The 13,631-nt window shown below is 47.4% G+C and carries 13 protein-coding genes, 1 tRNA gene and 1 pseudogene; 12 read left to right on the top strand and 3 right to left on the bottom strand.

Annotated elements, in window-relative coordinates:
- The first annotated feature begins 33 nt into the window (after positions 1 to 33).
- The 7 genes from mnmG (at position 34) to CBE73_RS14150 (ending at position 7,744) form a co-directional block, all read left to right on the top strand.
- Positions 34 to 1,932, top strand: coding sequence for a tRNA uridine-5-carboxymethylaminomethyl(34) synthesis enzyme MnmG (gene mnmG / locus CBE73_RS14120; RefSeq protein WP_094094743.1), 1,899 nt, complete (start codon positions 34 to 36; stop codon positions 1,930 to 1,932).
- A 9-nt stretch (positions 1,933 to 1,941) separates the two neighbouring features.
- On the top strand, positions 1,942 to 2,664 hold the full coding sequence (rsmG, locus tag CBE73_RS14125; RefSeq protein WP_094094744.1) for a 16S rRNA (guanine(527)-N(7))-methyltransferase RsmG: 723 nt from the start codon (positions 1,942 to 1,944) through the stop codon (positions 2,662 to 2,664).
- Positions 2,665 to 3,368: 704 nt separating this feature from the next.
- Positions 3,369 to 4,184, top strand: a complete 816-nt coding sequence (gene noc, locus CBE73_RS14130; protein ID WP_094094745.1) for a nucleoid occlusion protein — start codon at positions 3,369 to 3,371, stop codon at positions 4,182 to 4,184.
- A 128-nt stretch (positions 4,185 to 4,312) separates the two neighbouring features.
- On the top strand, positions 4,313 to 5,074 hold the full coding sequence (locus tag CBE73_RS14135) for a ParA family protein (RefSeq protein WP_094096321.1): 762 nt from the start codon (positions 4,313 to 4,315) through the stop codon (positions 5,072 to 5,074).
- On the top strand, positions 5,067 to 5,906 hold the full coding sequence (locus CBE73_RS14140; RefSeq protein ID WP_094094746.1) for a ParB/RepB/Spo0J family partition protein: 840 nt from the start codon (positions 5,067 to 5,069) through the stop codon (positions 5,904 to 5,906). The genes CBE73_RS14135 and CBE73_RS14140 overlap by 8 nt, the downstream gene beginning before the upstream one ends.
- 123 nt (positions 5,907 to 6,029) lie before the next feature.
- Entirely contained in the window at positions 6,030 to 7,169 is a 1,140-nt protein-coding gene (locus CBE73_RS14145) for an aminotransferase class V-fold PLP-dependent enzyme (protein WP_373286395.1), read from the top strand.
- Positions 7,170 to 7,243: 74 nt separating this feature from the next.
- The gene (locus tag CBE73_RS14150) at positions 7,244 to 7,744 is read left to right on the top strand and encodes a DUF4446 family protein (protein WP_094094748.1); all 501 of its coding nucleotides are present in this window, start codon (positions 7,244 to 7,246) and stop codon (positions 7,742 to 7,744) included.
- A gap of 97 nt (positions 7,745 to 7,841) precedes the next feature.
- Here the strand turns inward: CBE73_RS14150 and yyaC are convergent.
- A pseudogene (yyaC, locus tag CBE73_RS14155) lies at positions 7,842 to 8,327 on the bottom strand (spore protease YyaC); the annotation flags it as partial.
- A gap of 408 nt (positions 8,328 to 8,735) precedes the next feature.
- Between yyaC and CBE73_RS14160 the strand changes: the two are divergent.
- The 5 genes from CBE73_RS14160 (at position 8,736) to CBE73_RS14180 (ending at position 11,422) form a co-directional block, all read left to right on the top strand.
- Positions 8,736 to 8,996 (top strand): putative Se/S carrier protein, encoded by a 261-nt coding sequence (locus tag CBE73_RS14160; protein WP_094094750.1) that lies wholly within the window; start codon positions 8,736 to 8,738, stop codon positions 8,994 to 8,996.
- Between the two features lie 4 nt (positions 8,997 to 9,000).
- Positions 9,001 to 9,900, top strand: coding sequence for a mechanosensitive ion channel family protein (locus CBE73_RS14165; RefSeq protein ID WP_094094751.1), 900 nt, complete (start codon positions 9,001 to 9,003; stop codon positions 9,898 to 9,900).
- Positions 9,901 to 9,981: 81 nt separating this feature from the next.
- Positions 9,982 to 10,218 (top strand): DUF951 domain-containing protein, encoded by a 237-nt coding sequence (locus CBE73_RS14170; protein WP_094094752.1) that lies wholly within the window; start codon positions 9,982 to 9,984, stop codon positions 10,216 to 10,218.
- Between the two features lie 79 nt (positions 10,219 to 10,297).
- A tRNA-Ser gene (locus tag CBE73_RS14175) sits at positions 10,298 to 10,389 on the top strand.
- Positions 10,390 to 10,681: 292 nt separating this feature from the next.
- Positions 10,682 to 11,422, top strand: coding sequence for an SDR family oxidoreductase (locus tag CBE73_RS14180; protein WP_094094753.1), 741 nt, complete (start codon positions 10,682 to 10,684; stop codon positions 11,420 to 11,422).
- Between the two features lie 136 nt (positions 11,423 to 11,558).
- Here CBE73_RS14180 and CBE73_RS14185 read toward each other — a convergent pair whose 3' ends face one another.
- Both CBE73_RS14185 and CBE73_RS14190 read right to left on the bottom strand, forming a co-directional pair.
- Complete coding sequence (locus tag CBE73_RS14185) at positions 11,559 to 12,419, bottom strand: CYTH domain-containing protein (protein WP_094094754.1); 861 nt, start codon at positions 12,417 to 12,419, stop codon at positions 11,559 to 11,561.
- Positions 12,420 to 12,547: 128 nt separating this feature from the next.
- A complete protein-coding gene (locus CBE73_RS14190; protein ID WP_094096322.1) occupies positions 12,548 to 13,453 on the bottom strand; it encodes a LysR substrate-binding domain-containing protein in 906 nt (301 codons plus the stop codon).
- Positions 13,454 to 13,631: the final 178 nt, after the last annotated feature.

The raw sequence follows: 13,631 nt of genomic DNA on the forward strand, positions 1-13,631 counted from the left end.
TGTTGGATAACGAAAATTAGAGGAGGTACAGTTATGGGCTACACAGCAGGAAACTACGACGTCATTGTTGTAGGCGCCGGCCATGCCGGTGTGGAAGCAGCGCTTGCCGCGGCACGTATGGGCTGCAGCACGCTGATGGTCACGATTAACCTGGACATGATTGCGTTTATGCCCTGCAACCCGTCGATCGGCGGACCGGCTAAAGGTCATGTCGTGCGTGAAATTGACGCGCTGGGCGGGGAAATGGGACGCAATATCGATAAAACGTTTATTCAAATGCGGATGCTGAATACGGGAAAAGGACCGGCCGTACATGCTTTGCGTGCGCAAGCCGATAAGTTCCTGTACCAGCAAACGATGAAGGAAACGATGGAGAAGGAGCCTAACCTGACGATGCGTCAGGGGATGGTCGAGAAGCTGATCGTAGAGAACGGCGAGTGTGTCGGCGTTATTACGAAGACAGGCGCCGAGTACCATGCCAAGTCGGTGGTTTTGACTACAGGCACTTACCTGCGCGGCAAAATCATTATGGGCGAACTGATGTATGAAAGCGGCCCGAACAACCAGCAGCCGTCGGTCGGCCTTGCCCTCCATTTGAAGGAGCTTGGTTTTGATCTGGTTCGCTTTAAAACGGGTACGCCGCCGCGTGTCCACAAGGATACGATTGATTTTACCCAAACGGAAATTCAGCCTGGGGATGAGAAGCCGAAATTCTTTTCCTATGAAACAAAAGGCTCAGACAATGAGCAGCTTCCATGCTGGCTGACCTACACGTCGATCGAAACGCATGAAATTATCAATGAGAATCTGCATCGTGCCCCTATGTTCTCTGGTGTTATTGAAGGAACGGGTCCGCGTTACTGCCCATCCATCGAAGATAAAATTGTGCGGTTCAGCGACAAACCGAAACATCAGATTTTTCTGGAGCCGGAAGGCAAAAATACGTCGGAGTATTACGTACAAGGCTTGTCAACAAGTATGCCAGAGGATGTACAGCTGCGTATTCTCCGTTCGATTCCAGGCCTGCAAAATGTAGAAATGATGCGTACTGGCTACGCTATTGAATATGATGCGATGGTGCCCACGCAATTGTGGCCATCCCTGGAAACGAAGCAGATGCCAGGCTTGTTCACGGCTGGACAAATCAACGGAACCTCCGGTTATGAGGAAGCGGCGGGTCAAGGCATTATGGCCGGCATTAACGCGGCTCGTAAAGTGCAGGGCAAAGATCCGGTCGTATTGAACCGTTCTGAAGGATATATTGGCGTTCTGATCGATGATTTGGTGACAAAAGGTACGAATGAGCCTTATCGTTTGCTGACTTCACGTGCGGAATACCGTTTGCTGCTTCGTCATGACAATGCGGACCTGCGTTTGACGCCTATCGGTCATGAGATCGGATTGATCTCCGAAGAACGTTATAACCAATTTTTGGATAAAAAAGCGAAAGTGGAAGCCGAAATTGAACGTCTTCGTGCCACTAAAGTGAAACCTTCCGAGGTTAACCCGCTGCTGGAAAGTATCGAGTCTGCGCCGATTCAGGATGGAAGCAATCTGCTGACGATTTTACGTCGTCCTGAAGTCACTTATGACATGATTGATTCCCTTAACCCGTCTGAAGTAGAACTGGATGAGGATATGATGGAGCAGGTGGAGATCCAAGTGAAATATGCCGGATACATCGAGAAGCAGCTTGTTCACGTGGAACGTCTGCAGAAGATGGAGAAGAAAAAAATTCCGGAGCAAATCGAATATGAGGATATTCAAGGTCTGGCGATCGAGGCCCGGCAGAAGCTTGCCAAAATCCGTCCGATTTCAATCGGTCAGGCTTCTCGGATTTCCGGTGTGACACCTGCGGATATTTCGATTCTGCTCGTATATTTGGAGCATTTCAACCGTGTAACCGCATCGACTGCATCGAGAGAGGGGTAAAGGCTGGAGATGGATCAAGTCCAAGCTCAGTTCACCGCCCTGCTTGAAGAGAAGGGCATTACGCTGAACGAAGTACAGCTGGAACAGTTCGAAGGTTATTACCGTGAGCTGGTCAGTTGGAACGAGAAAATGAATTTAACCGGGATCACGGAACGTGAAGAAGTGTATATCAAGCATTTTTACGATTCGTTATCGCTGGCATTCTATGTAGATATGAACAAGGTCGGGTCTCTGGCCGATATTGGGTCGGGGGCCGGCTTTCCCGGGCTTCCGCTGAAGCTTGCTTTCCCTCATTTGCAGCTGACGATCGTCGATTCTTTGAACAAAAGAATTACGTTCCTGCAGCATGTAGCCGATGAACTGAAGCTGGAACAGGTGAAGCTGGTGCATGGCCGCGCTGAAGATATTGCCCGTCAGTCCGGCTTCCGGGACAGCTATGATTTGGTTACCGCTCGTGCGGTGGCGCGGATGGCTGTGTTGAATGAATTTTGCCTGCCTTTCGCCAAGGTTGGCGGCATGTTCGCGGCGATGAAAGGAACTGATCCAAGCGAAGAGGTGAAGGAAGCGGCTCGCAGCTTTAAGGAACTAAAAGGAAAGGTTAAGCAATCCTTCCAATTTGAGCTGCCTGTGTCTGATTCGAGCAGACATATTATCCTGGTGAATAAAGTGCAGGCTACGCCGGGAAAATATCCGCGCAAAGCGGGGACTCCGCTTAAATCGCCGCTTGTGTAATGAGTTTTCTCGTGTAGCAACAAGAAAAGCGCAAAATCCGCCCGTTCGGCGGTGCTGCTGATGAAACAAAAAGTAAGCAAGGGGTGCCTTCGGGTGCCCTTTTTTTGATCCATAAATAGGTAGTGGTTGGTGAATTTATGTGATAATGTCCATGAGCTAACACGAGCTGTACATAGGCATGGTCTTTACCTGGTCACCTGGTCTACATATGGGCTGTCATGACCTGAGGCTTCTTAAGTACACGGTTTGTGTATTCAGATTATGTTTTGAAAGAGGAGAGGGGAAAGAAAAAACTTCTTCTGTAGGGTCGAGAGTCGTGACGCAGGAGCCAGGAGTTCATGAACCCAGAAAATAAGATAGAAGTTCAGGGGATGGAAGGGACCCATCAGTGTACAAGGCTTCGCCTCTAACAAGCACCTAGTTAAATCCACTATGTGGGATTATTTCCTTTTGTTCCACGTGAAACATCGGGAATGTAAAATTCAAAATACGTGATGGAATAGAATAGGATTATAGAGGAAAAAGTGGTAGAATAGATTTATCCCGTAACCACTCTTCTTGCGTCTTTTTAAGTGAGATGCTTTTTTACATATGAAGAAAAGAACGGGTCTCATTGATGTCCCGACATACGTCGTAATGGTGTTTTAGGGAAATCATAAAGGACAACCTTTATGAAACTATGAAACTAGGTGGTAATCTGCGGAATGAAAGAACAATTTTCTAAATTGTTTGGTTTGACTGAGCGAAGCGCTGGGGATGAGGTTAAGCAAATTCCGGTTGATGAGATTGTCGGAAGCCCTTATCAGCCACGTACTATTTTTGACGATGAGAAGATCGAGGAATTGTGCCAGACGATCAAAACTCATGGAGTCATTCAACCTATTGTGGTCCGCCTTCGCAACAATGCGTATGAGATTATAGCCGGCGAGCGCCGTTGGAGAGCAGTCAAGAAGTTAGGTTTGGAGACGATCCCGGCGATCATTCGTGATTTTAATGATTCGCAGGCTGCTTCCATTGCGTTAATTGAGAACCTGCAAAGGGAAGGACTTACTTCCATTGAAGAAGCTGTCGCTTATCAAAATTTAATTGACCTGCATCAATTGACGCAGGAAAGTTTGGCCCAACGATTGGGGAAAAGCCAATCCACCATTGCGAATAAAATTCGCCTGCTTCAGCTTCCGGAAATCGTAAAGAACGCCTTGATGGAACGGAAGATCACGGAACGTCATGCACGCGCGTTATTGTCCTTGGACACGGAAGAACTGCAGCAAAAGGTTCTGGAAGAGATCATCACGAAGGAACTGAATGTGAAACAAACCGAAGCGAGGATTGCTTTCTATAAAGAAGTTGCGAAAACTAAAAAGAAGAAACGGATCTCTTTTACCAAAGATGTCCGTTTGGCCTTGAATACGATTCGTCAATCCATCGATATGGTCAATGACTCCGGTCTTGAGATTAAAACCTCGGAAACCGATCATGAAGATCATTATGAGATCGTGATACAAATTCCAAAACGCTAAGCAGCATGGAATGGTGATCCAGGAGCGGCAGAGGAGGCCGCTTTTTGCGTCTTTTTGTAGTTAAACAGCAGCCCATGATCAACTCCCGGTCTACAAGAAGATTTCTTAAGAATATTGAGGTGAACAGGTTGTCTAAAACTATTGCCATAGCAAATCAGAAGGGCGGGGTAGGGAAAACAACAACTTCCGTCAACTTAGGTGCTGGTCTTGCTTTAATCGGTAAAAAGGTGCTGTTGGTCGATATCGATCCGCAGGGGAATACTACAAGCGGTGTAGGCATTAATAAGGCAGATGTTCCCAATTGTATTTATGATGTGCTGATTAACGAAGTTCATCCAAGAGAAGCGATCACGCCTACTCAAATTGAGGGCTTGGATGTTATCGCGGCGACCATTCAGTTGGCAGGTGCTGAAATTGAGTTGGTGCCTACGATTTCCCGTGAGGTTCGTTTAAAGAAAGCTTTGCAGCTTGTGAAAAATGACTATGATTACATTCTGATCGACTGCCCTCCATCTTTGGGGATCTTAACGCTGAATTCACTGACAGCAGCCGATTCTGTTCTCATCCCGATTCAATGTGAGTTCTACGCGCTGGAAGGACTCAGCCAGCTGCTCAATACAGTTCGTTTGGTGCAGAAACATTTGAACACTTCGCTGGAGATCGAAGGCGTCTTGTTAACGATGTTTGACGCACGTACGAATCTGGGCATTCAGGTTATTGAAGAAGTGAAGAAATACTTCCAACAAAAGGTTTATAAAACGGTTATTCCGCGGAATGTTCGCTTAAGTGAGGCGCCTTCGCATGGACAATCGATTATGACTTATGATCCGCGTTCTAAAGGAGCCGAAGTTTATTTAGAGTTAGCAAAGGAAGTGGTCTCTTATGAGTAAACGCCTTGGTAAAGGACTTGACGCTCTAATTCCTTCGCTATCCGTTAATGAAGACGATAAAGTGGTGGAAATTTCCTTAAAGCAGCTTCGCGCAAATCCTTATCAGCCAAGAAAATCGTTTGATGAAGAAGCCATTAAAGAACTGGCCGAATCGATCCGTCAACATGGTGTCATTCAGCCGATCATTGTCAGAAGTGTTCTTAAAGGTTATGAGATCATTGCAGGGGAACGCCGTTTCCGTGCTTCACAATATTGTGGAAAAGAAACCATCCCTGCCGTTATCCGTAATTTCACTGATCAGCAGGTTATGGAAATTGCCCTCATCGAGAATCTCCAACGGGAGAATCTGAATGCGATGGAGGTTGCGGTAGCTTATCAGGGCCTGATGGATCAGTTCCAACTTACACAGGAAGAATTATCCATGAAGGTCGGAAAGTCCAGATCGCATATTGCGAATTTCCTACGCTTGTTGTCCTTGCCTGAAGAGGTTAAAGATTGTGTTTCACGTGGAACATTATCGATGGGACATGCAAGAGCACTTGTTGGATTAAAAAATCCGGTAGTGATCAAGCAGTTAGCCGAGCAGTGCATCGAAGGCGAATGGAGCGTTCGTCAACTGGAAGATGCGGTACAGCAGCTGGACCGGAAGGGGAAAGAGAAACCGAAACTTGTTCAGAAGAAACGCGACCCTTACATTGAAGAGGTCGAGGAAGTTCTTCGAGATCGCTATAAGACTACTGTAAAAATTAAATCCAATAAAGAAAAAGGCAAAATTGAAATCAATTATTACAGTCAGCAGGATCTGCAGCGTTTACTCGATTTGCTTCAATAAGTCGATGATGACATATCTGTCTTGATTCCAAGATGGATGTGTCTTCTTTGTTAAAAGCTGGAAAGCAGAAGAAAACAAAGAGGCGAGAGCAGGGAGGGACTAGATCTGGAACCGAACAAAAGGATATATTTGGATCATGCGGCAACCTCATGGCCTAAACCCGAAGCCGTGATCAACGCCATGACGGAGTCCGTGACTTTTATGGCTGGAAGTCCGGGACGCGGCACTCACGGCATGTCATTGCAGGCCGGAAGGACGATGAACAAGGCCAGATCAACCTTGTCCAAACTTCTAGGATTTGGAAATCCGAATGATGTTGCTTTTGCTCAAAATGCTACAATGGCTCTGAATCTGGCTATCAAAGGTCTGCTTCAACCCGGGGATCACGTCATTAGTACGATGCTGGAGCATAATTCCGTAAGGCGGCCGTTGGAGTTTCTGAAACGGACGCAAGGGATCGAAGTGAATTATGTACCTGTAGATTTGTCCGGTCAGATAAATTTGGAAGCAGTGAAAAAACTGTTCCGTACAAATACTAAGCTGGTTATTGCTACCCATAGTTCCAATTTACTCGGCTGCATTTTGCCTGTAGAAGAGCTTGCTCGTTTGGCACATGAACATGGTGCGGTGATGCTTGTGGACGGGGCTCAGACTGTCGGCAACCTGCCGGTTGATGTAGAGCGGATGGGAATTGACATGCTGGCTTTTCCCGGACATAAAGGGCTGCTCGGACCTCAAGGCACCGGCGGACTTTATATTCATCCTGATATAAATTTGGAGCCTCAAATGCATGGGGGGACAGGAAGTCAATCTGCCGAACCTGAACAGCCTGATATTCGGCCTGATCGATATGAAGCCGGCACACCTAATATTCCAGGAATTTCCGGTCTGGCAGCGGGAGCAGAAGAAGTGCTGCGCATAGGTGTGGAACAAATTTACAAGCATGAATGGTCGCTGACCCAAACGATTGTAGAGAATTTACAGAACTTAAGCGGGGTAAAGCTGATAGGTCCAGCCTTGGGTGAACCACGGACCGGGATCGTTTCCTTTATCCTGGAGAATCAGGACCCAGCGCAAACGGCTTTTCATCTGGATCGGAAATATGGGATTGCGGTTCGGGCCGGTTATCACTGCACACCGCTTGGTCATGCACAAGCCCAGACAACAGAGACTGGAGCGGTAAGGGTCAGCGTTGGGTATACCACTCAAGAGTACGAGGTTGAAACGTTGATCCGGGCGGTTGCAGAGCTTTCAAAAGGTTGAATTCGATATAACGAATAAAGAATTACCGTCATCATGACATGAACATCGGCATTTAAAAGGAGAAGAACATTCACATGCAGGAATTGAACGATCTCATTTCGGATCAGCTGTTTGTCCTGATTGGAGGACTGGCCGTATTGGTATTATGGCTGCTCATCTGGAATTTTGTCCAAGGGGCAAAGCTCAGAAAGATGCGCAGGAAGTATGAGATGATGATGAAGGGGACCGGGGTTGAAGATTTAGAATCTTTGCTCGTGAACCTGAAGGTACAGCTGGATGAGGTTGAGGATGAGCATGAGAAACAGCAGCGGCAACTGCAGCAGCTTGAAGCGATCATTCCGAAACAGAAAGCAAAAATAGGCATAAAGCGTTACAACGCTTATGCCGAAACCGGGAGCGACCTGAGCTTCTCCATTGCAATCATCAATGAAATGAAGGATGGGGTAGTGCTGACAGGGTTGTTTAACCGCGAGGGCTCCTATGTATATGCCAAACCGCTCAAACAGGGTGAATCGACTTATTCGTTGTCACCGGAAGAGCGGGAAGCCATTATTCTGGCTGGGCAAGAGGGCTAAAGCCGGCGCGGCGCCATTCCTTAATGGCCGAGTAGAGGCTGGTTGCGATAATATCAGACAGACGCATGACGAGGCTAAGTCTTGTATTTTGAAGAACAAAGTATTCCATAAAGCCGCCGACATTGACGATGCCCGTTAAATGGATATCGCCAACCGGCGGTAATTCTTTATTTACGCCAGCTCCAGGGCGAAGAGGCCCCTCGACAATTTGGATGCAGCCGACGCTTGAAGACTGACCCAGACAGGCATCGATTCCGATGATGAATGGATCTTCATAGGTTTGGTTAATGAGATTTAATGTTTCTTGGAGATTCATGGCATGAACCGGCTGTTCCAAAGTTCCGTACAAGTGGAATAAAGTTGCATCAAGCTTGGAAAGGGCAGAGCCTACCAAAGGGCCCAGACAATCACCGGTAGACCGGTCTGTTCCGATACAGACGATCACAATCGGGCGATGGTAAGCCATTTGCTTGAAATGGAGCAGAAGGCGATGAATAAGAGCAGAGTGAACTCCCGGTTCCGTATGGGGGATTTTTAGGTATGGAGTTCCTTGTAAGCCGGTAATGGATTCCAATTGAGACATAAAGGCTTCTCTCCTTATTTTTAGATAGGATAGTAGGGTGTATTCAGCAGCCGTGCGGCAGGATTTGCAAGAATGTTCTGAAGTTCTTAAAATAAACTAGCAGCATAGAAAGAAGATCCAGCGCCGATTAAAGAACACAAGCGTTCAGAGTGCTGAACTGGTGAACATAATGAACAACTAAAATCAGAGCAGTGAAAGCAGCAAAAGAGACAAGCGGCAAGTGGTAAATGGGAAACAAGAGCAAAAACAAAAGCAGAAACTAAAGCAAAGCCAAACAAATGCAAAAGCGAAAACAATCAGGCCAAACGGTTAGCGGGTAATAGAAATGTGGACAACGTTGTAGTAGTCAGTATATGGAAATCGGGAGATTTTTATACTTCAATCACGAACGGATTTAGGAGGATCTACATGGAGGATTGGCTGGTCATGGCATTTGATTCCACACAGCAGGCACTTCGTTCCGAAACGCTGATGGAATATATGGAGCTTGAATTCGATTTATTTCCGACACCCAAATCAATAACGGCCGGCTGTGCGCTGTCCATTCAATTTCCATCCGAGTTACTGGAACGGGTAGTCCATATGGTTCGGCAGGAGAAAGTAGAAATCAGGGGGATCTACAAACTCGAGGACGAGGTTTATCAAGCAATAAAACTTGAGGAGGTTTGATCAGATGAACCGATTCCTGGTAGGAGAGGTCAATGATGCACAAGAAGTAATCGAAGCGGCCACATCCTGGAGGGATAAGGTCTGGGATAAAATAACCGATACGGCGATGTGGGAGAGTCTATTGTTCTCAGGTATCCGGATTGCGATTATTCTGGTGATCACCCGTTTATTTGTCCGGCTTATCTATAAAATTATAGATAAGTCCTTGGATCGGAGAGAGAAAAGCCGATTGTCCGTCAACCCGCGCAGATTAGTAACGGTAGGAGAGCTTCTGAAGAATGTAACGACGATCGTTAGCAATTTCATCATGATTATGCTTATATTAGGGGAGATAGGTGTTAATCTCGGCCCTCTGATTGCCGGAGCTGGCGTAGTAGGACTTGCGATCGGCTTTGGCGCACAGAGTCTGGTGAAGGACGTCATTACAGGTTTTTTTGTGATCTTTGAAGACCAGTTTGCCGTTGGAGATGTGGTCCAGATTGCCGGAGTCAAAGGGACGGTTGAAATGATCGGACTACGCTCGACCCGTCTGATTAGTTGGACCGGGGAGGTTCAAATTATCCCGAACGGGATGATCACCACGGTGACCAATTATTCCATCAACAACTCGTTAGCCTTGGTGGATCTGCCTTTCAGCAATACCAGGAAGCTGGATGAGGCGCTGGGCTTACTGAAGGACGCCATGGCCCAGCTTAAGGAAGATAACTCGCTGCTGACCGAGATTCCGCACGTAGTTGGCATTCAATCCTTGACGACCAGCGAATATGTGGTCCGGATCTCGGCTGAATGCCAGCCGGGGGTCCGTGCAGATTTGGAGCGTCAGATCAAGGCATATGCCAAAGCCGCTCTTGAGCAGGAGGAAGCGAGAATGGCGGCCCGGGAACAGGCCGGGGGAGGAGCTTAATCAGCCTCGAGCAGACGGCTTGATCGGATGACTTGATCAGGCGAGCCGGGCAGCAAAGATATAAATAGAGGGGGAGCATGTATGGAACGGAAATCCTTTCAGCTTGGCGACATCGTACAAATGAAGAAAAACCATCCCTGCGGGAGCAATGAAATGGAGATCATCCGGATGGGCATGGATATCCGTATTAAATGTGTAGGCTGTAAGCACAGCGTGCTGATTCCCAGAGCCAAGTTTGAGAAAAATATGAAAAAGGTGATCCGTCCGGCAGAGCCTGCTAATCCTCCGTTGGAGGATAACAAAGAGACCGGCGAGTAACCGGCCAGGGGATTTGTCCATATTTTCAATTGGCAGTATTGCAAGCTGTTTAGAATCATGATACAATCATATATGCTGCGGAAAGGTACCCAAGCGGTTATAAGGGGACTGACTCGAAATCAGTTAGGCGTCGCAAGGCGTGCGAGGGTTCGAATCCCTCTCTTTCCGCCATATTTTCTTTTTACATTAGACTCGCTTAAGCGAGTGAAACGAGACCTTCTACGTGATGAACGTAGAGGGTCTTTTTGTGTTTGTTTTATCTGCATTTTGTTTCTCATGAGCTGAATAGGTAGCCGTATCTGTATGTATCCAATCAAATAACAAAATATAATTATTGTCATTTGATTATTGATGTGCTATATTAAAACCATAATAAGGTAAGGAAAGGCACTCAAACTTGTGTGATAAATAATCCAACAGGGAACACTCCAGTACTCCCGCAGGAGAAGAAAGGAAGATCAAAATGACAACTCTAAAGGACAAAGTAGCTATTATTACAGGATCATCGAGAGGGATCGGACGTCAGATTGCAGAGCAGCTGGCAGGTTTAGGCGCGAAGGTCGTGATTAACTACTCCAGCAGCCCGGAGAAAGCAGAAGAAGCAGTTGGCATGATTAAAGGGCAGGGCGGAGAAGCTGTGGCTATTCAAGCGAATCTTGCGAGCCTGGGCGAAGTGGAGCAGCTGTTCAAGGAGACGATCCAGGCCTACGGGAAAGTGGATATTCTGGTCAATAACGCCGGACTGATGATTACAAAGCCGCTTGCGGAAATGACGGAGGAGGACTTTGACAAACAGTTTAACGTGAATGTGAAAGGCACTTATTTTGCAATTCAGCAAGCGATGAAATACATGTCCGATTACGGCCGCATTATTAATATTTCCACATCGGTAGTCGGTCAAATGTTCCCAGGGTACAGTGTTTACGCTGGCACCAAGGGAGCGGTAGAGCAGTTCACACGCCAGCTGGCCAAGGAATTCGGCCCTAAACAAATTACGATCAACGCAGTGGCTCCTGGTCCAGTCAATACCGAACTGTTTAACGTCGGCAAAACGGAACAGCAGATTGAAGGCATGAAGAAAATGAACGCCTTCGGCCGGCTCGGCGAGCCAGAGGATATTGCTAATGTGATTGAGTTCCTGGTCAGCGAGAAATCGCAGTGGGTGACCGGGCAAACGCTGCGCGTGAACGGCGGTTTTATTTAAGTAAGGCACAGCATTGGGGACCTTATGGCGTAACGGCTTCCTCTAAAAAAAGCAAAGAGACCCGTTCCACTTGGAACAGGTCTCTATTTGTTTGCCGGCTATCCTTCCCGGACCTCATCTTGCCTCGTTCTTCAGATTAGTAACGCTCCAGAACCAGATTGGTTTTGAGCGAGTCAGCATGCACCAGCCAGCCTTTGCTGTCCAACAGGCTCATCAGCTCGGCGCGGTTAGAGGAAGCTTCGCTGTAGCTGTCTGTTTTGAACGAGATTTCGATCACGCTCTCCATGCCTTTTCCGTCTGCCGTTTTGACCGGCATGACTTCGATATCCGTTTCAAGGCCGTTGAACTCGCCTTCGTATTTATCAACGGTTACTGGACCATGAGCGCGGGAATCTTTAAGCGTGTCTTTGCCCCAGCCCTTAGAATTGGTGTCTTCCAGCTTGCCCGGAATGTTGTCTACCAGAATGTCCAGCGCTTTGCTTTCCGAAGGAACGCTAAGCCCTTTGGAGGCCGATTCTTCTTTATCGTTGGAGAAGCTCAGCGTCTGCTTGCTATAACCCCAGTCGATCTCCGCCTCGTAGTTATCATCCGAGGAGTCAAAGCCGGCTTTGTTGGCGGCTGTAAGGGCGGCATCGATGTCCCCGTTGGTAATGGAGAAACGCTTTTTATAGGTTAATTCGTATTTCTTCTTGTCTTCCTTCTTACGGAACCGTACATTCCAGCCCGATTCATTCAGATCCAGCGCATCCGTATCAAAATATTCGACCAATTGTTTCTCAGCAGGGTCATCAACATCAAATGCGCTCGTGACGGAGCTTTGCAGCAAGCCGTTGCTGTTTAACACCTTGCTGGCGTCCAGCAGGAACTTCACTTCATAAGAAGGGACAGCATTGGAGGCAGCCTTCACATTTGGCGTTCCACTCCACCCTGTCAGCAGAACAGCAGCAGCTAAGGACAGAGCTGTAACGGATTTGGCGATTTTGACTTGAAAATTCATTTCTTCACTCCTTCAAAATGGTTTGGATTCCTTACAGGTCCACTTTAAAGGGGGTGTATCAAAGGGATGTCAAAGCTGCTCTGCCGGCTGGTAAAAAAATCAAATAAATTCTTGAGGTTCCCCAAGATTTATTGTTGGACAGGCTTCAAGCATGTTATGAAATGTTCAGTAAACTTGCTCAGAAGAGCAGACCGGTGACGATTCTTATTCGTGACCATATAAATATGGCGTTTAAATTGCTTCCCGGGGATGCTTCTCATTTGCAGCAGTCCCTGCTTCACTTCAGCCTCGACGGCCATACGGGAAACAAAGGAGACATGTTCACCCAGGATAATGGCTTGTTTGATCGCTTCCAGCGAATCGAACTCCAGATAAGAGGGAAGGCGGCGGCGATTGCTTTCCAGCCATTTCTCCGTCAGGCGGCGGGTGCTGGATTCTGTGCCATGAAGGACAAAAGATGAAGAAGCAATCTGCTCGGCGGTAGGCTCCGGATCAGCGGCCAAGATGTGATCAGGAGAGAAGATCAGAACAAGGTCGTCCTCGCAAATCGTCTCCGTTTGCAGCTCGGGCGATATAAAAGATTCACTTGAGATGATGCCCAGGTCGATGCTGTGTTTCTCCAGCATGTCGCGGATAACCGGAGCTGTCTTCACCGATAAGGAGACATGGATGCCCGGATATTCTTTGGAGAAACGGTGCAGCACCTCGGGCAGCAGGTAAGTAGCCGGCACATAGCTGGCCCCGATACGCAGGCTTCCGCTGCGGAGGGCATCAAATTCCGTCACCGCCCGCTGGGCCTCAGCGGCCAGAGCGCCGATCTTTACGGCATAATGGTGCAGGGCGTAACCTGCGTCGGTCAATATGATTTTGCCCATACGGGTATCGAACAGCTTGACGCCGAAATCCCGCTCCATGTTTTTCATGTGAAAAGTAACGGTCGGCTGTTTGAGCTCCAGAATTTCAGCAACTGTGGTGATTTTGTTGTGTTTCTCCAGCAGCTCTACGATACGGAGCTTTAATAGATTCAAATTCATCATTCCCATAGATTCTCCTCATGTCCCTTCTGGACGCTAAAAAACATCCCTATATATAGATTAAATCTATGAATATTAAAACAATTCATTGAAACAATTAATTTTGCTTTAACTTTGTAATAACACAGGGTTTGAATTCGCCCAGTAGACTAGTAATTGTAAGCAGCACGCTGTTTAC

This window comes from Paenibacillus physcomitrellae (genome assembly GCF_002240225.1).
In the GTDB taxonomy this organism is placed as follows: domain Bacteria; phylum Bacillota; class Bacilli; order Paenibacillales; family Paenibacillaceae; genus Fontibacillus; species Fontibacillus physcomitrellae.